Raw genomic sequence first — 21,690 nt, forward strand, 5'->3', positions numbered from 1 at the left:
TTGTGTCTGCCGGTACCGACACATCCCGCCGCGATGGGAACGACGAGGTCAGAACGTATCCGAGCACACGACGATCTCGCGTTCCTCGTAGACGAACCCGCTGTCGGAGATGGAGCAGTCGTTGACGTCGGTGGTGTCGGTCAGGATCTCGGTGACCTTCTCGCCCTCGACAGCCGTATCCGAGCAGTCGATCCGCTTCGGATCCTCGCCGCCGAGATCCATGCAGTCGTCGACCTGCCAGTCGATGTCGAGGCACAACGCGCCGAGCTCGTTGCCTCGCACGGACTCGTAGTACGACTGATCGGAGTTGCACTCGTCGCTCGTCGTCACGATGTCGACGACGAGGTAGTTGGAGTCGAAGGTGCCGCAGGTCGCGTTGTCGATGGTTGCATCGTCGACAGTGCCGCCGAGCAGGACGCAGTCGCCGATCTCGACGTCGACCTCCAGATCGAGATCCGATGCCGAGGGGCTTCCCGAGGTGGTCGAGGGTGCCGACGTGGTTGTGCGTGAGGTGCTGGGCGCGGAAGTGGTGGAGGACGCGGTCGTCGAGCTTGCGGAACCGGCCTCGGGCACGGCACGTAATTCGACGTCAGCGGAGCATCCGGCGATCAACGACACAGCGGCAACGGCTGCGACGGCGATGCCGGCCGCACGGCGAAGAATGATCATGGCTGCACAGAGTACGGAACATCGCTGACATGGTCCTACCGAGCCCGCGTAGAGAACGGGCGACGGAAACGGACGGTTCCCGGATCGACCGCATCGAGCGCGCGACGAACGACAGGATGCAACGATGGGGTGCATGGATCTGCCTGTGGCTCCGCCGATAGCGCCGATGCTCGCGAAGGCCGCATCGAAGGTGCCGGAGCAACCCGATTCCGGAGCCGAACAGTGGTCGTACGAACCGAAATGGGATGGGTTCCGCGCCATAGTATTTCGAGATTCCGACGAGGTCGTGCTCGCGTCGCGCGGCGGTAAGGACCTCGCCAGGTATTTCCCGGAGCTCGTCGAGCGGGTGCGAGCCGAGCTTCCCGAGCGCTGTGCGGTGGACGGCGAGATCGTCGTGCCGCGTGAACGCGACGGGCGCACACGTCTCGACTGGCAGGCGCTCTCGGAACGGATCCATCCGGCGGCGAGCCGTGTCGCGATGCTCGCGGAGGAAACGCCGGCGCAGTTCATCGGGTTCGATGTGCTGGCTCTCGGCGACGACAACCTCATGGAGGAGCCGTTCGCCGAGCGGCGTGCGCGGCTTCAGCAGTCCGTCGGTGGCGGCCCGAGTTGCCATGTGACCGCCGCGACCACCGACGCGGCGACCGCAATGCGGTGGTTCGAGGAGTTCGAAGGCGCAGGTCTCGACGGCGTGGTCGCGAAGAGGCTCGACGGCATCTACCGCCCCGACAAGCGCGACATGATCAAGCTCAAGCATGCCCGGACCGCCGACTGCGTGCTCATCGGTTACCGCAAGCACAAGAGCATCGATGGGGTCGGCTCACTGTTACTGGGGCTGTACCACGGCGACGAACTCGCGATGGTCGGCGGCGCATCCGCATTCACCACGATCAGGCGTCAGGAGTTGCTCGCCGAACTGCAACCGCTACGGGTGGGCGACGACGTGGTCGCCGACGGTGAACAGACGAGGTGGCGTTCAGCGGCCGACCGCAGCTGGGTCCCGCTGCGTCCGGAACGGGTGCTCGAAGTCGCGTACGACCAGATGGAGGGAACGCCGGAGACAGCGATGCGGTTCCGGCACGCGGCCAGATTCCTTCGTTGGCGGCCCGACCGCGACCCACAGAGCTGCACGTACGACCAACTCGAGGTGCCTGTGCGCTACGACCTCGCCGATGTACTCGACCGGACGGAGAACTGACGATGGCGACAGCGAAGCGATCCCCCGCTGTGGAACTCGACGTCGATGGTGTGCCGGTGCGACTGTCGAACCCGGACAAGATCTACTTCCCGAGCCTCGGAGCGGAGGGTGGCACCAAACGTCACCTCGTCGAGTACTACCGGGCGCTCACGACGTCGGTGGGCGCACCGCTTCTCGATGCGCTCCGAGACCGACCCACTCATCTCCAGCGTTTCCCCGACGGCATCGAGGGGGAGGAGATCTATCAGAAACGCGCGCCCGTGAAGCGTCCCGACCACGTCGCGACGTGCGAGATCACCTTTCCGTCCGGCCGTAAAGCCGATGCGCTGCGGGTGCGGTCGGCGGCGGATGTGGTGTGGGCAGCGAACCTCGGGTGCGTGACGTTTCATCCGTGGGCAGTGCGCTGCGGCGACACGGACAGGCCGGATGAACTCCGGATCGACCTGGACCCGCAGCCGGGGACGGATTTCGGGGACGCCCGCGCGGTCGCGCTCGAGGTGGTCCGTCCGCTGCTCGACGAACTCGGATTCACAGGTTTTCCGAAGACGTCGGGTGGCCGTGGTCTCCACATATATCTGCGGATCGTGCCGGAATGGGACTTCGTCGGGGTCCGCCGCGCCGGAATCGCATTGATGCGGGAGGTAGAGCGCCGCAGCGGTGACCGCGCGACGACCGCGTGGTGGAAGGAACAGCGTGGCGAACGGATCTTCCTCGATTTCAACCAGAATGCGCGCGACAAGACCATCGCGTCGGCGTATTCGGTGCGGCGCACCCCGATCGCGACGGTGTCGACACCGCTGACGTGGGACGAACTCGCAGACGCGGAGCCGGACGATTTCACGATCGCTACGGTGCCCGAGCTACTGGCTCGCCGACCCGATCCGATGTCCGGGCTCGATGACGCTGCGCATTCGATCGATGTGCTGCTCGAGATGGCGGACCGCGACGAGGCTGCGGGGCTCGGTGATCTGCCCTACCCGCCGAACCATCCCAAGATGCCGGGCGAACCGAAGCGTGTGCAACCCAGTCGTGACCGGGAGCTGAACAGTGGGAAGAACAGCGGGAACAACACCTGACCGAGACTCTGCTGTTACCTCGCTGTGGAGCGTGACAGGGCGAACCTCCTTAAACTGTTACCCGAGGGTAGTTCTTCATACGGTGGGAGGGCCGCAGGTGTGACCTGGGCGAAAATGTCAGGGCGGGTGTCGGCAGTCGGCGCGGTATTGGCTGCGGCCATCGGCGGTGCTCTGCTGACTGCGGCGCCGGCGCAATCGTTGACCTGCTCGGCCCCTCCCGGTGCGCCGATGGAATCCGTCGAGGTGCTCGGGACCGAAGCGTGTGGTGCGACCACCGAGGGGCCCGGAGGTGCATGGAGCCACGGCGGCGGCGGAGTGGGATTTGCCGATTCCCGCGGGGACGCGCGGGTCGGCGCCGTAGGCCTCGACGGTGGTGTCGGAGCTGCCGAGAGTGCCGGAGGACTGCTTGCCGCCGTCGGTGTAGGCGCCGACTCGCTCGCACTCGGTGTGCTCGCTCAGCCGGGTGCCGCGTTGGTGGCGACCGGCCCGGGGTCGCAGGCGTTCATCGGCGACGCCACCGATCCGGTCCTGTGCGTGGGAGGCATGGCACTGGCGGTGAACTTCACGACCGGTCAAGGCTGCGTCATGTACGGAACCTTCGGATACACAACGGCACCCCGGCCCGACGGATCGCTGTAGCCCGATAGAGCTCGGGCTGCCGACAATCTGTATGTAAGGCCTTCCCCGGGCTCGGGTCGACCCGTAACGTGTCGGAAACATCCGAGCGGAGGTGTCGATGAGCGTCCGGACGATCGACCGTGAACAGGTTTCACACGAGCAGGGGGTTCGGGATCTCCCCCCGACCGCGATGCACGTCGACCAGCGGTTCCTGCCGCTCGCCGACCGCTTCTTCGCCCTCTACAAGGAGCCGCAGCATGGCGGCGGAGCACTCACGGCGTACTTGCACGGTGAGAAGGTCCTCGACATCTGGGCAGGTTGGGCCGCTAGCAATCGGCGCTGGACCCGCGACACGATGTCGCTGTCGTTCTCCACGGGCAAGGGTGTCGCCTCGACCGTCGTGCACAGACTCGCCGAACGCGGCCTGATCGACTACTTCGCCCCGGTCGCGCAGTACTGGCCGGAGTTCGCGGCGGCCGGCAAGGGCTCCATCACCGTCGCCGACGTGATGACCCACAGCGCCGGTCTGCACCGTGTGCGCGGTCTCGTGCCCGGCACCCACGGAATCCTCGATTACGACAGGACGGTCGCCGCTCTCGCCGCGGCTCGCCCCGACAGCCGTCGTCACCGCGGATCGGGCTACCACGCGGTGACCTACGGCTGGCTGGTTGCGGAGATCGCTGCGCGGGTCACCGGGAAGCCGTTCGTCGACGTGGTCGAAGAGGAGATCGCCGAGCCGCTGGGCATCGGAGACTTCTGGTACCGGGTGCCCGCCGGCGAACGGCACCGCCTCGCACCGCTGTTTCCCCGGATCAATCCGATGGGACTGAGCTGGGGTATGAGCGCGTCGGTGCTGTCGAGGATCGGGCCGACTCGCGGGCTCGCGGAGGCGGGGATGCCCGACGGCTTCGACGACCTCGTCCGTGACCCCGCGGTGCACGATGCGGTCATGCCCGGCTGGAACGGGGTGTTCACGGCACGTTCGCTCGCACGGATGTACGGGGCGATCGCGGCCGAGGGCGTACTCGACGGTCGGCGGTTCCTGGAGCCGGAAACGATTGCCGAGATGAACACGGTGCGCCGTCGCGGCCACGACTACGTCCTCGGTGTCCCGATGGCGTGGCGACTCGGATATCACCAGCCCGTGTTCGCGAGCTCCGAGCGCCCGCGGGGTGCACTCGGACATTACGGAGTGGGTGGTTCGGGAGCCTTCGCCGACCTCGACTCGGGTCTGTCGCTCGCGTTCATCACCAACCGGCTCGGCGCCGGTGCGATCCCGCTCGGTGATCTGCGCCTGGCCCGACTCGGAGCGCACGCACGCGACCTGGCAAGGAAGGCGTGAGCGTCCGGTCCTCAGGGTCGGCGGAGATTCCCGTTCCGGCACGAAGAGCGGGGCGAGGCGGGCAGTATCCGGAGCAGGGCATTCCATGCTGTACCGATACGTGAGGAGCGCGCCATGAGCCATGTGTACCGAGTGATCGAGGTCGTCGGATCGTCGACGGTCGGGGTGGACGACGCGATCGCCAAGGCTGTCGCGCGGGCCGGGGAGACGACGCGTCACCTGGAATGGTTCGAGGTCATCAACACGCGCGGCCACATCGATGACGGTGCTGTCGCCCATACGCAGGTTACGCTCAAGATCGGATTCCGGATCGAGTCCGGCGACGAATTGTCCGAATAGCGTATTCTCGCCACCGGTAGCGGCCTGATAGGATTTGGGTAATGTGATTCTCGACCAAATCTGTAACGTGTTATAGTCTGGGGTTTCGACGACCCCACCCGGCACTCTCAGGCAGGTAGCGAAGTGGCTTATGTGATCACCCAGGCATGTTGTAACGACGTCTCGTGCGTCGAAGTCTGCCCGGTCAACTGCATACACCCGACACCCGACGAGGCGCCGTTCGCAACGACGGAGATGCTCTACATCGACCCGGAGACCTGCATCGACTGCGGTGCCTGTGTCGACGAATGCCCGGTCGACGCCATCTTCGCCGACAACGAGATCACTCCCGAGCAGGAGCCGTACCTCGAGATCAACGCCGCGTACTACGAGCGGTACCCGATCGGCCCCGACTGGCCGGAGCTGCGAAGCCGCAAGAAAATCCCGGCCGAGCTCGGAACGCTGCGCGTCGCGATCGTCGGATCCGGCCCGGCCGCGTGCTACGCGGCGCAGGAACTCGTCTCGCACTCGAGCATCCGGGTCGACATGTTCGACCGTCTACCCACCCCGTACGGGCTGGTTCGTGCCGGTGTCGCGCCGGATCACCAGACCACCAAGGGCGTCGGCGACGTCTTCCGTAGCGCCATCGGTCACAAGAACACCCAGTGCTGGTTCAACGTCGAGGTCGGTACGCACATCACCCACGACGAGCTCCTCGCGCACCACCATGCCGTGATCTATGCGGTCGGTGCATCGAGCGACCGTCACCTCGGTGTGCCCGGAGAAGACCTCGCAGGGTCGCACGCCGCCACCGAGTTCGTCGCCTGGTACAACGGCCATCCCGACTACGCCGACCGGCAGTTCGACCTGTCCGGCGAACGCGCCGTGATCATCGGCAACGGCAACGTCGCACTCGATGTCGCACGCGCCCTGGTCATGAACCCCGATGATCTCGCCCGCACCGACATGGCCGAGCACGCCGTCGAGGCACTGCGGAACTCGAACATCCGCGAGGTCGTCGTCGTCGGTCGTCGTGGCCCGATCCAGGCCGCGTACACCAACCCCGAACTGCTCGCGCTCGGGCAGCTCCACGATATCGACGTCATCGTCGACCCGACCGAGATCGAACTCGATGCGGCAAGCCAGGCCCTCCTGGACGATCCCGAGGTCGAGCCGAGGATCGCTCTCAAGATGCGCCAGGTCGAGGGATACGCACAGGGCACCTCGAACCCCGACAACAAGCGCATCGTGCTGCGGTACCTCGCGTCGCCGGTCGGGATCGAGGGCGAGGGCAACGTCGAGTCGATCACCCTCGAACGCAACGAACTCGTCGAGTCCGACGGACGGCTGGACGCCCGTCCCACCGGCGAGACCGAGACACTCACGACCGGCCTTGTGCTCCGCTCGATCGGATACCGCGGCACCCCCGTCGACGGTCTTCCGTTCGACGAGAAGAAGGGCGTCATTCCGAACGAGTCCGGCAAGGTCGTCGACCTCGACACGGGCAACCCCGTCCCCGGCGTCTACACGGCGGGTTGGATCAAGCGCGGCCCGAGCGGTGTGATCGGCACCAACAAGCAGTGCTCGGCCGAGACCGTCGCGCAGCTCGTCGACGACTTCATCGCAGGCCGTCTCGCCGAACCTGTCGCGGATCGGGAGAAGCTCGACGCGCTGATCGCGGAACGTCGTCCCGAGTACGTCGACTACAAGGGCTGGCAGGCCATCGACAAGCAGGAACGCGCACGTGGCAAGGCGTCCGGACGGTCGCGCCTGAAGTTCGTCTCGATCGAGGACATGCTGGCAGCGTCGAGGCCTGAGGCCTGACGCGCATAGGCTCCACCCGAACCGAACGAATGTGCCGTTCATCTCCTTCCGGAGAGCGAACGGCACATTCGCTTCGGTGCCCGAATTGCTCGACGTCGGGTCGGTGTGTGTAATGACGAGGTACGCCAGCGCCGCGGTCGGGGATATGAAAACGCGACGCACCGTCGAACGATGGGTAATTTGTCGATGTTTGTGAAGCAGTCCATGCCCAAGAGTCGTCACCGTGCCACGCGCCGGGTCGGCCGCTTCGTCGCCGCTCTCACGGGCGCCGGCGCAGTCGCACTCGCGATGGCCGGCCCCGCGGCTGCCGCGCCGCTGTGGCCGGGCGGACCGGAGGTGCCGAGCGTCGAAGACCTGATCGAGGGTCTCGCACCGGCGATCCCGGGCGCACCGCAACTCCCGATCCCGAAGGCCCCGGAACAGGCCGCGCCGTTCTCGGATCCATCCCTGAACCCGTCCTCCGGTGAAACGGTCGGCGTCGCGCAGCCCATCATCATCCGGTTCAACGAACCCGTCGGCGACCGTGCTGCCGCCGAACGTGCTATCGAGATCACCTCGCAGCCGGCCGTCGGTGGCCACTTCTACTGGGCGTCGGATCAGCAGGTGCGGTGGAAGCCGTTCGAATTCTGGCCCGCACACACCACCGTCGACATTCAGGCAGGCGGCTCGCACTCGTCGTTCACGATCGGCGACGCACTCGTGACAGTGGCCGACGACAACACCAAGACGATCACCGTCACCCGCAACGGTGAAGTGGTCCGGACGATGCCGACCTCGTTCGGTAAGTCGGGCCACGAGACCCCCAACGGCACCTACATCGTCGGCGACAAATTCCGCGAGATGTACATGGACTCGTCCACGTACGGTGTTCCCGTCGACGACCCCGAGGGCTACCGCACCTACGTCGAATATGCGACGCGGATGTCCAACAGCGGCATCTTCATCCACGCCGCCCCGTGGTCCGAATGGGCGCAGGGCAACACCAACACCAGCCACGGATGCCTCAACGTGAGCACCGCAGACGGCCAGTGGTTCTTCGAGAACTCCAGCAAGGGCGACCCGGTGATCGTGCAGAACACCGCGGGTGGCGTCCTCAACGGCTGGGACGGCCTCGGAGACTGGAACCTCTAGCGAGCGCTGAGTTCCGCCCCCTACCAGGCCGGGCGAATGAATCGGTTCGATCTCTCTCGGGACGAACGAGACATTCGCTCGGAAGGGTAGGGGGCGCCTTCTTTTCGTAACCACCAGTTCGCCGATAGCGGTCAGACTGCCTCGGTGCCATCGAGTCCGGAACGAACACTGCCGCAGACGAGCCGCGGTCTACGCGGGCGTCCATGGATCGACTATGCGCTGTTCGCGGTGCTCGTCGGACCCAACCTCGCGCTGCTGATCCTGTTCACCTATCGCCCGTTGGTGGACAACATCCGGCTCTCGTTCTTCGAGTGGAACATCTCCAGCCCCACTTCGACGTTCATCGGCCTCGACAATTATCGCGAATGGTTCGGCAGGTCCGACACCTGGCAGATCGTCGGAAACACACTCTTCTTCACTACGGCCGCCGTCATCGGTTCGATGGTGCTCGGGCTCGGTCTCGCACTGCTCCTCGATCGGAAGCTGATCGGCCGCAATCTCGTCCGCTCCGCGCTGTTCGCGCCGTTCGTCATCTCCGGCGCCGCTGTCGGCGTCGCCTTCCAGTTCGTCTTCGATCCGAACTTCGGTCTCGTCCAGGATGTTCTGGCCCGGATCGGGATCGAATCGCCCAATTTCTATCAAGACCCGACCTGGGCGCTGGTGATGGTGACACTCACCTACCTGTGGAAGAACCTCGGCTACACCTTCGTCATCTATCTCGCCGCATTGCAGGGCCTGCGTTCCGAACTGAGTGAGGCCGCAGCGATCGACGGTGCGTCCGGGTGGACCACGTTCCGCAGGGTCATTCTGCCGCAGCTGCGCCCGACCACATACTTCCTGTCGATTACGGTGCTGCTCAATTCGTTCCAGGTTTTCGACATCATCAATGTGATGACGCGCGGCGGCCCGCTCGGTACCGGCACCACCACGATGGTGTTCCAGATCTACGATGAATCCTTCCGCAACTTCCGCGCTGGATACGGGGCAACCGTCGCCACCATCATGTTCCTGGTGCTACTCGCGGTGACGGTCTATCAGGTCCGCATCATGGATCGGGGGGACCAGAAATGACCGCTCTCGCCGACCGTCCCACCACATACGTCGAACCCGAACAGGTGGATGCCCGAACCCACGCGCGACGCGAACGTCTGGTGAAGGTGTTCGGCTATGCCGCGATGTTGTGTGTCCTGGTCATCGTGGGACTGCCCCTGTACTGGATTGTCATGACCTCATTCAAGGTGCGCCCGGACATCTACACGATCCCGGTGACCTGGTGGCCTGCCGCGTTCCATCCCCAGAACTACTCCGAGGCCGTGCAGTCCGTCGAGTTCTTCGCGTTCCTCCGGAACTCGGTGATCATCACATCGATCCTCGCGGGCGTGAAGTTCGTCCTCGGTGTGCTCAGTGCGTACGGGTTGGTGTTCCTGCGTTTCCCCGGTAAGAACATCGTGTTCCTCGGCATCATCGCGGCGCTGATGGTACCCAACCAGATCACCGTCATCTCCAACTACGCGCTGGTCGCGGAATGGGGATGGCGCAATACATTCCAGGGCATCATCGTTCCACTCGCGGGTGTCGCCTTCGGGACATTCCTGATGCGCAACCACTTCCTGTCGATCCCGGCCGAGATCATCGAGGCCGCGCGGATGGACGGCGCCGGCCCGTTCCGGTTGCTGTGGCGGGTCGTGCTGCCGGTGTCGGGCCCGACGATGGTGGCGTTCGCGATCATCACCGTGGTCAACGAGTGGAACGAGTACCTCTGGCCGTTTCTGATGGCGGACGATGCATCCGTAGCGCCGCTGCCTATCGGGCTGACGCTGCTCCAGAACAACGACGGCGTCACCGACTGGGGCCCGGTCATGGCGGGCACCGTGCTCGCGATGCTTCCGATTCTCGTGGTTTTCCTTCTCCTCCAACGACACATGATCAAGGGCCTCACCTCCGGTGCGGTCAAAGGCTGAACACTCAGGGAGCTGGTAATGGGTATCGACATCACGAATTTGAACAGGCGCGGCTTCCTGGGGCTGACGGGTCTCGTCGCGACGAGCGCGGCACTGGCCGCGTGTGCGGGAACCGGCGACGGTTCGGGTGGTTCATCCGGCGCATCGGGCTCGGCAGCGTCCGGCGACGTGAGCACCATCAACTTCTGGTCCAACCACCCGGGCAAGTCCATCGAGATCGAGAAGGAACTGATCGGCCGTTTCCAGGCGCAGAACCCCGATCTGACGGTCAATTTGATCGACGGCGGAAAGAACTACGAGGAGGTGTCGCAGAAGTTCAACGCGGCACTGTCCGGCGGCGACCTGCCGGACGTCGTCGTCCTGTCCGACGTGTGGTGGTTCAACTATGCGATCACCGGCGCCATCGCGCCGCTCGACGATCTGTTCTCGACTGTCGGAGTCGACACCGGCGACTACGTCGACTCGCTTCTCGCCGACTACCTGTACGAGGGCAGTCATTTCGCGCTTCCCTACGCGCGGTCGACGCCGCTGTTCTACTACAACAAGGACGTGTGGACCCAGGCCGGCCTGCCCGACCGCGGGCCCGAGTCGTGGGCGGAGTTCGACGAGTGGGGACCGCGCATCCAGGAAGTCGTCGGCGGCGGAAAATGGGCGCACGGCTGGGGCAATGCAGCGGACTACCTCGGCTGGACTTTCGAAGGCCCGATCTGGACCTTCGGCGGTGCGTACTCCGACGGCTGGGATCTGAAGTTCACGGATTCGAAGACCCTCGAGGCCGGGAGCTTCCTGAAGGACATGATCCACACCAAGAAGTACGCGTCCGTCTCGAACGACATCGCCAACGACTTCTCGGCCGGTCTCCTCGCGTCCACCATCGCGTCCACCGGCGACCTGTCCGGTATCACCAGCAACGCAGCGTTCGAGTTCGGCACCGCATTTCTGCCCGCACCGGACGGGCCCGGCTGCCCGACCGGTGGTGCCGGCCTGGCGATCCCGTCCGGTATCTCCGACGAGCGGAAGGCCAATGCGCTGAAGTTCGTCGACTTCGTCACCAACGGCGACAACACGGCGTACTTCTCGCAGAACACCGGATACATGCCGGTCCGTAAGTCCGCGGTCGAGAACGACGAGATGAAGAAGTACCTCGACGAGAACCCCAACGCGCGCACCGCCGTCGACCAGCTTGCCGTCACTCGCTCGCAGGACTACGCCCGCGTGTTCGTTCCGGGTGCCGACCAGGTGATCGGAACCGGACTCGAGAAGATCGCGTTGCAGAACGCCGACGTTGCAGTGACGTTCGCGGAGATCCAGGACCAGTTGCAGCAGATCATCGATCGTCAGATCACCCCCAGCCTGTAAGCACACAATCACGGATAGAGGTACGAACCCAGTGGCCCAGATCAGTTTCCGGAACGTCACGCACCGCTATCCCGGTTCGGACCGCCCGGCAGTCGATGCGCTCGACCTCGAGATCGCGGACGGCGAATTCCTGGTGCTGGTGGGTCCGTCCGGATGTGGGAAGTCGACGAGTCTGCGCATGCTCGCCGGTCTCGAGGCGGTCGATTCCGGCCGCGTCGAGATCGGTGGGCATGACGTGACCGGGTTGCCGCCGAAGGCTCGGGATGTAGCGATGGTGTTCCAGAACTACGCGCTGTACCCGAACATGACGGTGGCCGAGAACATGGCGTTCGCGTTGCAGAACGCGGGGATGAAGAAGCCCGAGCGCACGAAGCGTGTGCTCGAGGCCGCGAGGATGCTCGAACTCGAACAGCTGCTCGATCGCAAACCGGGCAAGCTGTCGGGTGGTCAGCGTCAGCGAGTTGCGATGGGGAGGGCCATCGTTCGTCACCCGGCGGTATTCTGCATGGACGAGCCGCTGTCGAACCTCGACGCGAAGTTGCGGGTGAGCACCCGCGCTCAGATCGCCGAGCTCCAGCGCAGGCTGGAGACCACGACGGTGTACGTCACCCACGACCAGGTCGAGGCGATGACGATGGGCGACCGGGTCGCCGTGCTCGACGGCGGCCGCCTGCAGCAGGTCGCGTCGCCCCGCATGCTCTACGACGATCCCGTCAACACTTTCGTGGCGGGATTCGTCGGGTCACCCGGAATGAACCTCATCGAGGTCCCAGTGCAGGATGGATCGGCGAAACTCGGTGCGCTGCAGGTGCCGGCGCCCCGGTCGGTCGACTCGGGACGTGTGGTGCTGGGAGTGCGACCGGAATCGTGGACCCCCGTCGGTGCGTGGCGGAAGGGTTCGTGGACATTGCGGACGGTGCTCGTCGAGGAGCTCGGCGCGGAGTCGTTCGTCCACGCGGTCTCGGCAGACCCGACCGGCGGGGTGGGGAAGGTCGTCGTGCGGTGGGATCGGCGCACCCCCATCTCGAACGGTGAGGAGATCCACCTGATTCCGAAATCCGGTGAAGTCTTCTTTTTTTCGGCAGACACCGGGCTGCGCATCAGGTCATGATGCGGTGGGCACCTGGGCGATCGTCACGATGTCACCGTAGAGGTCGCGTTGGTCGCCACTGATGCCGGAGTCGGTGACGATCGTGCCCACCTCGTCGAGCGCAGCCACCTTCGCGAGGGCGCGTTGCCCGAACTTGGCATGGTCGGCGACCACCACCGTGTGTGCGGCGGCGGCGATCAAGGCGCGTTTGATGGGAACTTCGAGGGTGTTGTTGTTGGTGATGCCGGCGAATCGGTCGACCGCGTCTGCTCCGAGGAACGCCCAGTCCGCTGAATAATGCGACATGAATCGAACGGCGTGGTCGCCGATCAGTGTGTAGACGGAGCCCAGCAGTTCACCCCCGGACACCAGCAACCGCACATCGGGGAACGACGCGACGAACTTCGCGATGCGGAGATCGTTGGTGAGCACGGTCAGCGACGACTTCTCTCGTAGCGCGACCGCGACCTCGTAGGTGGTGGAGCCGCTGTCGAGGACGACGCTGTCGCCGTCGGACACGAGCGCGGCCGCGACCGAGGCGATTGCCGATTTCTCGGCGCGGCGGACGTCCCGTTTGAGTGCGTAGGGCACTTCGAAAGATGCGCCGTCGATTGCTTTCGCGCCGCCGTGTGTGCGTTCGACCTTGCCGTCGCGTGCCAACGCATCGAGGTCGCGCCGGATGGTGGAGGAGTCGACACCGAGGGCCGTCGACAATGTCTTCGCGTCGACGTATCCGTCGGCGAGTACTCGAGTGAAGATCTCACGTCGTCGTGCGCTCGCGGACACGATTGCTCCTCGGATCGGTGCGTCGGTATGGATGGTCGAAGTTGGGGTTCTCTCGATCGGTGACGACCTTAGCGCACCGACACGCGGAATGCGCATAGATATTGACACTCATGCGCGAAGATGTGCATGATTTCGTGCAGAACGTGCGCGTTCTCGCGCACTGCTTTGAGAAGTTCCTTGCGAGCTCGAAGTTTGCCCAGTACAGAAGTTTGCCAAGAAACACTGGAACCGCCGAGGTTCCTTCCGTACGGACCTCGGTCGACCGGATACGACGTCGTCTTTCGGAGGTCACACGCAATGCTCAAGTTGGGTTACAAGGCATCAGCGGAACAGTTCGGGCCGCGTGAACTGGTGGAACTCGGGGTGCTCGCCGAGGCGCACGGGATGGATTCGGCGACGGTGTCGGATCATTTCCAGCCGTGGCGGCACAACGGTGGTCATGCCCCGTTCTCGTTGGCGTGGATGACGGCGGTGGGGGAGCGCACGGAGCGGTTGCAGTTGGGGACCTCGGTGCTCACGCCGACGTTTCGGTACAACCCGGCGGTGATCGCGCAGGCGTTCGCGACGATGGGGTGTCTGTATCCGGGGCGGGTGATGTTGGGGGTGGGGACCGGTGAGGCGCTCAACGAGATCGCGACGGGGTACAGCGATGCGTGGCCGGAGTTCAAGGAGCGGTTTGCGCGTCTGCGGGAGTCGGTGCGGTTGATGCGGGAGTTGTGGACCGGGGAGCGTGTCGATTTCGAGGGGGAGTTCTATCGGACGGTGGGGGCGTCGATCTATGACGTGCCCGAGGGTGGGATTCCGGTGTATGTGGCGGCGGGTGGTCCGGTGGTGGCGCGGTATGCGGGTCGGGCGGGGGATGGGTTCATCTGTACTTCGGGTAAGGGTATGGAGTTGTATACGGACAAGTTGTTGCCTGCGGTGGCCGAGGGTGCGGGGAAGGCCGGGCGTGATGTGTCGGGGATCGACAGGATGATCGAGATCAAGATTTCGTATGACACGGATCCGGAACTGGCGCTCGAGAATACGCGGTTCTGGGCGCCGTTGTCGTTGTCGGCGGAGCAGAAGCACAGTATCGAGGATCCGGTGGAGATGGAGGCGGCGGCGGATGCGTTGCCGATCGAGCAGGTGGCGAAGCGGTGGGTTGTGGCGTCGGATCCGGATGTGGCGGTGGAGCAGGTGAAGGCGTATGTGGATGCGGGGTTGAATCATTTGGTGTTTCATGCTCCGGGTCATGATCAGAGGCGGTTTTTGGAGTTGTTCGAGCGGGATCTGGCTCCGCGGCTGCGCGCACTGGCCTGAGCGGACGGAGGAGCGAGATGACTTCGGTCGCACAGAATGTGACCATTCTTCCGCAGTGGAAGGAACTCGACGCCCATCGCATCGACATCGAGCCGGTGCACCTACGAGAACTGTTCGCGGCAGATCCCGCCCGGAACGCCGCGATGACCGTCACCGCCGCGGACCTGACGGTCGACTACAGCAAACACCGGATCACCACCCGCACCAAGGAACTGCTACTCGACCTCGCTCGCGCGACCGGGGTCGAGGGTGCACGCGACCGGATGTTCGCCGGTGAACACATCAACGCCACGGAGGACCGGGCGGTCCTCCACACCGCACTGCGGCTCCCGGCGACCGCGCAATTGAGGGTCGACGGCCGGGACGTGGTCGCCGACGTGCACGAGGTCCTCGGGGCGATGGGTGCTTTCACCGACCGGGTCCGGGACGGCCGGTGGCGCGGAGCGACCGGGGAGAAGATCACGACCGTGGTCAATCTCGGGATCGGCGGATCTGATCTGGGCCCGGTGATGGTGACGCGTGCCCTGCGGCATTATCACGACGGCCCGCAGGTTCGGTTCGTGTCGAACGTCGACCCGGCCGATCTGACGGCTGCCCTCCACGGACTGAATCCGGCCACGACGTTGTTCATCGTGGCGTCGAAGACGTTCTCGACGGTCGAGACGTTGACGAACGCGACTGCTGCGCGGCGCTGGCTCGTCGCGGCGCTGGGAGAGGGTGCTGTCGCGGCACATTTCGTTGCAGTATCCACACACGCACAGCGGGTCGCGGAGTTCGGGATCGACCCGGCAAACATGTTCGGTTTCTGGGACTGGGTCGGTGGCCGGTACTCGGTCGGCTCGGCGATCGGGCTGTCGGTGATGTGCGCGATCGGCCGGGAGCGATTCGCCGAACTGCTCGACGGGTTCCACCGTGTCGACACCCATTTCCGCACCGCACCCCTCGAGGAGAACGCTCCACTCCTGCTCGGTCTGCTCGGCGTGTGGTACACGAGCTTCCTCGGCGCGCAGTCGCGTGCCGTGTTGCCCTATTCCAATGACCTCGTACGTTTCCCGGCCTATCTGCAGCAACTCACCATGGAGTCGAACGGTAAGTCGGTACGTGCCGACGGCGCTCCGGTCGGATGCGCGACCGGTGAGATCTTCTGGGGGGAGCCGGGAACGAACGGGCAGCACGCGTTCTATCAACTACTGCACCAGGGAACGCACCTGGTGCCGGCGGATTTCATCGGATTCGTCACGTCGACAGACGATCTGCCTACCGCTGACGGAACCGGAAGCATGCACGACGTGCTCATGGCGAACTGCTTCGCGCAGTCGAAGGTGATGGCGTTCGGACGCACCGCAGACCAGGTGCGGTCCGATGGCACACCCGAAGAGCTGGTGGCGCACAAGGTGATGCCCGGCAATCAGCCCTCGACGACCGTCCTTGCGCCGAAACTGACACCGTCGACCCTCGGTCAGCTGATCGCGCTGTACGAGCATCAGGTGTTCGTGCAGGGCGTGGTGTGGGGGATCGACTCGTTCGACCAGTGGGGCGTTGAACTGGGGAAGGTGCAGGCAACGCAACTGCAGCCGGCGTTGTCCGGCTCCGGCGATCCGGCGACCGGTGATGCCTCCACCGACGCGCTCATCCGAATCTATCGAGAGATGTCGAAGGGAGAGTGACCCGTGCCCGCTCTGAAACTCCTCAAACTTCCCCCGCCGGTGGCGGAGTCGTGGGACTGGCAGATGGATGCCGCATGCCGCGACGTCGACGGCGCGAACTTCTTCCACCCCGACAACGAGCGCGGCGAGCTGCGTGAGGAACGGGTGGCGGCTGCGAAGCGGATCTGTCAGATGTGCCCGGTGCGTATGCCGTGCTTGAGCTACGCCTTGGAATCCGGTGAACGATACGGGGTCTGGGGCGGCATGACCGAAGAGGAACGGAAGGCTGCACGCAGGAGGCGTGTGGTTCGGTAGCGCTCCCGAACTGCAACGGCACCGAGTGATGTCACTCGGTGCCGTTGTACGTGTGCGGTGATCAGGCGTCGAGGAACAGATCCCGCTGCGGGTTGTCGCCACCGCCGTAGCGCGACAGATCCGTGATGCCCGCAGCCGTGAGGACATCGGCGTCGATGAAGCACTTGCCGCTGGTGGTCTTCGCGGGGCTCGACAGGATCGTGACTGCGGCGTCGGCCATGATCTCGGGGCTACGTGACGATGACAGCAGATCGTCGCCGTCCTGCATGTTCGCTACCGCGGAGGTCGCGATGTAGGTCTCCGGCCAGAGGCAGTTCGCAGCAATGCCGGCCTCGGCGTACTCGGCCGCAAAACCCAGTGTCAACAAAGACATTCCGTATTTGGACAGCGTGTACGCGGGATGTGCACCCAGCCAGTACGGGTTCATGTTGATCGGGGGTGCGATCGTGAGGATGTGCCCGTTCTCGGACTTGCGCAGATGCGGCAGTGCTGCCTTCGTGAGGAGGAAGGTGCCGCGGCAGTTGATCTCTTGCATGAGGTCGTACTTCTTCGCCGACAGCTTCTCGGTCGGTTCGGTTCCGATCGCGCTTGCATTGTTGACGCACATATCGATGCCGCCGAATCGCTCGACGGCGGTGTCGACGGCGCGCTGCACGTCCTCTTCTTTGCGTACGTCGCCGACGATGGCGACGGCCTTACCGCCGGCTGCCTCGATGTCGGCGACGGCCGTGTGGACCGTGCCCTTCAACTTGGGATGGGGTTCGGCGGTTTTGGCCAGGAGCACTACGTTCGCGCCCTGTGCGGCGGCTGCGACGGCGATCGCAAGTCCGATGCCGCGGCTGGCGCCGGACACAACCATCGTGCGGTCGCGAAGTGCATGCTGGCTTGTCATCGTTCTCCCTGATCGGATTTCATGCTGCTCGTTCGTTCTCACCGATGATATTGGCATTCTCATTTTCTGCAAGTAAGGTATCCGGCGTGAGCGATATCGTGGAAACCTCGTCCGGGATCCCGCTCGATCCGGTGTACGGGTCGGGGGATCAAGAGCGCGAACTGCCCCTACCGGGCAAGTTCCCCTTCACCCGTGGAAACTTCGCCTCCGGTTACCGGGGCCGGCTGTGGACATTCCGTCAGTACTCGGGCTTCGGCACCGCCGAAGAATCCAACCGCCGCTACCGTTATCTGCTCGACCAGGGCGGCACCGGGCTCTCGGTCGCGTTGGACCTGCCCACTCAGTGCGGCTACGACTCCGACGATCCCGAGGTCACCGAAGAGGTGGGGCGCGTCGGCGTCGCCGTCGACACTCTGGCGGACGCCGAGATCCTGTTCGACAGCATTCCCCTCGACAAGATCAGTACGAGCTTCACGATCAACGGAACCGCCGCGATCCTGTTGGCCTTCTATGTGGCCGCAGCCGAACGCAAGGGTGTACCGCGTGAGAAGCTCACCGGCACCATTCAGAACGACATCCTCAAGGAATACGCGTCCCGCGGTACGTGGATCTGGCCGCCCGAGCCGTCCCTACGACTGATCGCCGACACGATCGAGTTCTGTGCCGCAGAGGTCCCGCGGTTCAACGCGATCTCGGTGGCCGGTGCGCATTTCCGCGACGCCGGCGCCAATGCGGTCCAGGAGATGGCCTTCACCCTCGCCGACGGTGTCACATATTGCGACACCGTGGTCGAGCGCGGCCGCATGACCATCGATCAGTTCGCACCGCAGATCTCGTTCTTCTTCTACACCCACGGTGACTTCTTCGAGGAGATCGCCAAATATCGCGCCGGACGTCGCCGTTGGGCGACCATCGTCCGTGAGCGCTACGGCGCGACCACCGACAAGGCATCGATGTTCCGGTTCGGTTGCGTCGCCGGTGGCGCCTCGCTCTATGCCCCGCAGGCGCAGAACAACCTCGTGCGTGTGGCCTACGAGTCCATGGCCTCCGTGCTCGGGGGCGTCCAGTCGATGTTCACCGCGGCGTGGGACGAGCCGTTCGCCCTGCCGAGTGAGGAATCCGCGACGCTCGCGCTGCGCACGCAGCAGGTCCTCGCCTACGAGACCGGCGTGACCCGGGTGGCCGACCCGCTCGGTGGATCCTACTTCGTCGAAGCACTCACCGACCGCACCGAAGAGCGCATTGTCGAGATCATGACCGATCTCGAACAACACGGCGGCATGGTGCGTGCCATCGAGGACGGCTATCTCCAGGGCCTCATCGCCGACGAGGCGTACAAGCTCCACAAGGAGATGGAAGCCGGCGAGCGCCCCATCGTCGGCGTCAACAAGTTCGTCTCCGACGAGCCCGCACCGGAGATCTCCACCTACGAACTCGACGCCGAAGGCCGCGAGATGCAACTGAAGCGTCTCGCGAAAGTGAAGGCAGAGCGTGATCCCGAGGCCGTGCGCCGCACCCTCACAGCCTTGTCCCGCGCAGCGGAAGGAACCGACAATCTCATGCACTCCCTGATCGACTGCGCCAATGCCTATTGCACGGTCGGCGAAATGGTGTCCACACTCAAGTCCGTGTGGGGCGAGTTCCAGCAGCCGGTGGTGTTCTGATGACCGCCCGCGTTCTCGTCGCCAAGCCCGGACTCGACGGCCATGACCGTGGCGCCAAGATCGTCGCGCGCGCATTGCGTGATGCCGGCTTCGAAGTGATCTACACAGGGATCCGCCAGAAGGTCGAGGACATCGTGTCCATCGCCGTCCAGGAGGACGTCGACGTGGTGGGTCTGAGCATCCTCTCGGGCGCGCACGTCGCACTGACGACGAAGGTCGTCGAGGCCCTGCGGGCGGCGGATGGCGGCGACATCGATGTGATCGTCGGTGGCACCATCCCTCAGTCCGACGTTCCCAAGCTTCTCGATGCCGGGGCCGCCGCGGTGTTCCCGACCAGTACGCCACTCGACGTTCTGGTCACCGGGGTACGCAAACTGACCGAGAACGCGGACCGCGCGTAGGCCGTTCCCGAGCCCGGTCATCGAGCGCGTCACCGGGCCGCGCAGAGGACAGAACTTCGTCGGAAACTTGGAGGTATCGTGCGGATCGGAGTGATGGTCGGACCTGAGCAGGGCGACACAGCCCGCAAGGTCGACCGGATGTTGAAAGATGTCGAATGGGCGGAGGCCGCCGGATTCGACACCGTGTGGGTTCCGCAGATCCCCACCGACTTCGACGCATTGACGGCCATCGCCCTCATGAGCACGAGGACGACCCGAATCGAGATCGGCACCGCAGTCGTGCCTCTCCAGGCACAGCACCCGGTGCATCTGGTGCGCCAGGCACTGTCCACCCACGCCGCGCTGAACGGACGACTCGCGCTCGGTGTCGGCCCGTCGCACCATTGGATCGTGCAGGACATGCTCGGCCTGCCCTACGAGAAGCCCGCCAAGTTCACCCGGGACTACCTCGACGTCCTCGGCGCCATCAAGGATCTTCCCGGTTCGATCGACGTCGAGAACGACACGTTCACCGTGCACAACCCGCTCGATATCGGACCTGTGGCACCGATGCCTATCCTGGTCGCCGCGCTGGGGCCCGTCATGCTGAAGATCGCCGGTGAACGTGCCGACGGAACAATCCTGTGGATGGCCGATGAACGCGCCATCGGCGAGCACATCGTTCCGCGCATCACCAAGGCCGCCGCAGAAGCCGGACGTCCCGACCCTCGGATCGTTGCGGGCGTCCCGGTGTGCCTGTGTGCGCCGGGTGAAGAGGACACTGCGCGTGAGCGAGCCAACCGGATCCTGGCCGAGGCCGAGATCTCGCCGAACTACCAGCGTCTGCTCGAGCAGGGTGAAGCGAAGGACATCGGACAGATGGCCATCGTCGGCGACGAAGAAGCGATCCTCGCCGGGTTCCGCCGCTACCGCGACGCCGGCGTGACCGACCTGTCGATGCGGTTGCTGCCCATCGGCAACAACCGCGACGAACTGGTCGCGTCGAAGTACCGCACCCGCGAGGTCGTCGCCGAGCTCGCGAAGGAACTGCGGTGACGATGGACCCGCACGCGGGTCCACTCGCGGGTATCCGGATTCTCGAGGTCGGCCACATCCTTGCCGGACCGTACGCAACGATGATGCTCGCCGACCTCGGAGCCGAGGTCACGAAGATCGAACCACCGACCGGCGACCTGTCGCGGCAGGTCAGCGACGCGTACTTCGCGAGCCTCAACCGGGGCAAGCGGAGTATCTGCCTCGATCTGACAACCGAGGACGGTCAGCGCCGACTCGGCGAGCTCGCCGCCGAATCACACGCTCTGCTGGTCAATCTCAAGCCATCGGCGATCCGCAAGTACGGTCTGACCTACGACGCATTGCGCCGGTTCAACGACAAGATCGTGTGTGTCGCGCTCACGGGGTACGGCCTCGACGAGGGCGACGACCCGGCATTCGACTACGTCATCCAGGCGGTGACGGGCGTCGCCGATCTCACCGGCGACCCCGCCGGCCCGCCGACCCTGCCCGGGTATTCGGCAGCCGATAACTCGACCGGACTGACGGCGGCGCTCGGACTGCTCGCCCAGATCGTGTCGGGTCGCGGTGGCCAGGTCGAGGTGTCGCTGCGCGATGTCATGCTCTCGCAGCTCAACTACCGTGCCTCGGCATATCTCAACGAGGGAGCAGCGCCGCGTCGTATGCCGAACGGTGCGCACTCGTACTATGTTCCGGCGCAGCTCTTCCCGACGTCCGACGGCACATTGGCACTGTTCATCACGCACGATGGATTCTGGCGGACCTTCGCTGCCGAAGCCGATGTCGAGGGTTTCGCGACGATGGCCGAGCGTGCGGCGAATCGAGACGAGGTTCTTGCCGTTGTCACCGAGGTGCTCGCCGGCGACACCGCTGCCGGGTGGGAATCGCGGTTGCGTCCCTTGGGTGTGCCCGCCGCCGCGGTCCGGTCGCTTCCGGACGCTCTCGGGGCCACACCGTCGATGGTCGTGGAGGCCGGCGACTTCCGGCTCGTCGGAAGCCCCATCCGAATCGACGGCTACGAGCCCGAATACGGGGCGCCACCGCGGCTGGGTGAGCACGGCACGCTTCCCGTCGGCTGAGAGGA

General features: G+C 64.9%; 21 protein-coding genes. 18 read left to right on the top strand and 3 right to left on the bottom strand.

Going from position 1 to position 21,690, the window contains the following annotated elements; all coding sequences use genetic code 11:
- Positions 1 to 48 precede the first annotated feature (48 nt).
- The gene (lppU, locus tag ACZ46K_RS07785; RefSeq protein ID WP_054805531.1) at positions 49 to 669 is read right to left on the bottom strand and encodes an LppU family putative lipoprotein; all 621 of its coding nucleotides are present in this window, start codon (positions 667 to 669) and stop codon (positions 49 to 51) included.
- A gap of 133 nt (positions 670 to 802) precedes the next feature.
- Between lppU and ACZ46K_RS07790 the strand changes: the two genes are divergently transcribed.
- The 11 genes from ACZ46K_RS07790 (at position 803) to ACZ46K_RS07840 (ending at position 12,607) form a co-directional block, all read left to right on the top strand.
- Complete coding sequence (locus ACZ46K_RS07790) at positions 803 to 1,867, top strand: ATP-dependent DNA ligase (RefSeq protein WP_054805530.1); 1,065 nt, start codon at positions 803 to 805, stop codon at positions 1,865 to 1,867.
- Between the two features lie 2 nt (positions 1,868 to 1,869).
- Positions 1,870 to 2,943 carry a DNA polymerase domain-containing protein gene (locus ACZ46K_RS07795; RefSeq protein ID WP_054809720.1) on the top strand — a complete coding sequence of 358 codons (1,074 nt, stop codon included), beginning with the start codon at positions 1,870 to 1,872 and terminating at the stop codon, positions 2,941 to 2,943.
- 99 nt (positions 2,944 to 3,042) lie between these two features.
- Entirely contained in the window at positions 3,043 to 3,582 is a 540-nt protein-coding gene (locus ACZ46K_RS07800; RefSeq protein ID WP_464747512.1) for a DUF6764 family protein, read from the top strand.
- Positions 3,583 to 3,751: 169 nt separating this feature from the next.
- A complete protein-coding gene (locus ACZ46K_RS07805; RefSeq protein ID WP_464749261.1) occupies positions 3,752 to 4,903 on the top strand; it encodes a serine hydrolase domain-containing protein in 1,152 nt (383 codons plus the stop codon).
- A 114-nt stretch (positions 4,904 to 5,017) separates the two neighbouring features.
- On the top strand, positions 5,018 to 5,242 hold the full coding sequence (locus ACZ46K_RS07810) for a dodecin (protein WP_464747514.1): 225 nt from the start codon (positions 5,018 to 5,020) through the stop codon (positions 5,240 to 5,242).
- Between the two features lie 123 nt (positions 5,243 to 5,365).
- A complete protein-coding gene (locus tag ACZ46K_RS07815; protein WP_464747516.1) occupies positions 5,366 to 7,045 on the top strand; it encodes an FAD-dependent oxidoreductase in 1,680 nt (559 codons plus the stop codon).
- A 186-nt stretch (positions 7,046 to 7,231) separates the two neighbouring features.
- Positions 7,232 to 8,176, top strand: a complete 945-nt coding sequence (locus ACZ46K_RS07820) for a L,D-transpeptidase (RefSeq protein ID WP_464749262.1) — start codon at positions 7,232 to 7,234, stop codon at positions 8,174 to 8,176.
- 144 nt (positions 8,177 to 8,320) lie between these two features.
- Positions 8,321 to 9,247, top strand: a complete 927-nt coding sequence (locus tag ACZ46K_RS07825) for a carbohydrate ABC transporter permease (protein ID WP_054810551.1) — start codon at positions 8,321 to 8,323, stop codon at positions 9,245 to 9,247.
- A complete protein-coding gene (locus ACZ46K_RS07830) occupies positions 9,244 to 10,137 on the top strand; it encodes a carbohydrate ABC transporter permease (RefSeq protein WP_464747518.1) in 894 nt (297 codons plus the stop codon). The genes ACZ46K_RS07825 and ACZ46K_RS07830 overlap by 4 nt, the downstream gene beginning before the upstream one ends.
- Positions 10,138 to 10,167: 30 nt before the next feature.
- Positions 10,168 to 11,496, top strand: coding sequence for an extracellular solute-binding protein (locus tag ACZ46K_RS07835; RefSeq protein WP_054807280.1), 1,329 nt, complete (start codon positions 10,168 to 10,170; stop codon positions 11,494 to 11,496).
- A gap of 31 nt (positions 11,497 to 11,527) precedes the next feature.
- Positions 11,528 to 12,607: an ABC transporter ATP-binding protein gene (locus tag ACZ46K_RS07840; protein ID WP_054807278.1), complete on the top strand. Its 1,080-nt coding sequence runs from the start codon at positions 11,528 to 11,530 to the stop codon at positions 12,605 to 12,607.
- Here ACZ46K_RS07840 and ACZ46K_RS07845 read toward each other — a convergent pair.
- On the bottom strand, positions 12,602 to 13,372 hold the full coding sequence (locus ACZ46K_RS07845; protein ID WP_054807279.1) for a DeoR/GlpR family DNA-binding transcription regulator: 771 nt from the start codon (positions 13,370 to 13,372) through the stop codon (positions 12,602 to 12,604). The genes ACZ46K_RS07840 and ACZ46K_RS07845 overlap by 6 nt on opposite strands.
- Positions 13,373 to 13,669: 297 nt before the next feature.
- Between ACZ46K_RS07845 and fgd the strand changes: the two genes are divergently transcribed.
- The 3 genes from fgd to ACZ46K_RS07860 are packed head-to-tail and all read left to right on the top strand — an operon-like array spanning position 13,670 to position 16,635.
- Positions 13,670 to 14,674 (top strand): glucose-6-phosphate dehydrogenase (coenzyme-F420), encoded by a 1,005-nt coding sequence (gene fgd, locus ACZ46K_RS07850; RefSeq protein ID WP_464747520.1) that lies wholly within the window; start codon positions 13,670 to 13,672, stop codon positions 14,672 to 14,674.
- A gap of 17 nt (positions 14,675 to 14,691) precedes the next feature.
- A complete protein-coding gene (gene pgi / locus ACZ46K_RS07855; protein ID WP_464747522.1) occupies positions 14,692 to 16,341 on the top strand; it encodes a glucose-6-phosphate isomerase in 1,650 nt (549 codons plus the stop codon).
- A gap of 3 nt (positions 16,342 to 16,344) precedes the next feature.
- Complete coding sequence (locus ACZ46K_RS07860; RefSeq protein WP_054806380.1) at positions 16,345 to 16,635, top strand: WhiB family transcriptional regulator; 291 nt, start codon at positions 16,345 to 16,347, stop codon at positions 16,633 to 16,635.
- 61 nt (positions 16,636 to 16,696) lie between these two features.
- Here ACZ46K_RS07860 and ACZ46K_RS07865 read toward each other — a convergent pair whose 3' ends face one another.
- Complete coding sequence (locus ACZ46K_RS07865) at positions 16,697 to 17,527, bottom strand: SDR family oxidoreductase (protein ID WP_464747525.1); 831 nt, start codon at positions 17,525 to 17,527, stop codon at positions 16,697 to 16,699.
- A 44-nt stretch (positions 17,528 to 17,571) separates the two neighbouring features.
- On the opposite strand from ACZ46K_RS07865, the gene ACZ46K_RS07870 reads away from it, so the two are divergent.
- The 4 genes from ACZ46K_RS07870 to ACZ46K_RS07885 all read left to right on the top strand — a co-directional run bounded on the left by ACZ46K_RS07870 (position 17,572) and on the right by ACZ46K_RS07885 (position 21,685).
- Positions 17,572 to 19,191: a methylmalonyl-CoA mutase family protein gene (locus tag ACZ46K_RS07870; RefSeq protein WP_464747527.1), complete on the top strand. Its 1,620-nt coding sequence runs from the start codon at positions 17,572 to 17,574 to the stop codon at positions 19,189 to 19,191.
- Positions 19,191 to 19,592, top strand: coding sequence for a cobalamin B12-binding domain-containing protein (locus ACZ46K_RS07875; protein ID WP_054806379.1), 402 nt, complete (start codon positions 19,191 to 19,193; stop codon positions 19,590 to 19,592). The genes ACZ46K_RS07870 and ACZ46K_RS07875 overlap by 1 nt, the downstream gene beginning before the upstream one ends.
- A 78-nt stretch (positions 19,593 to 19,670) precedes the next feature.
- The gene (locus ACZ46K_RS07880) at positions 19,671 to 20,627 is read left to right on the top strand and encodes an LLM class F420-dependent oxidoreductase (protein WP_054810200.1); all 957 of its coding nucleotides are present in this window, start codon (positions 19,671 to 19,673) and stop codon (positions 20,625 to 20,627) included.
- A 2-nt stretch (positions 20,628 to 20,629) separates the two neighbouring features.
- Positions 20,630 to 21,685, top strand: a complete 1,056-nt coding sequence (locus tag ACZ46K_RS07885) for a CaiB/BaiF CoA transferase family protein (protein ID WP_464749263.1) — start codon at positions 20,630 to 20,632, stop codon at positions 21,683 to 21,685.
- Positions 21,686 to 21,690: the final 5 nt, after the last annotated feature.

This window comes from Rhodococcus sp. JCM 9793 (genome assembly GCF_055380405.1).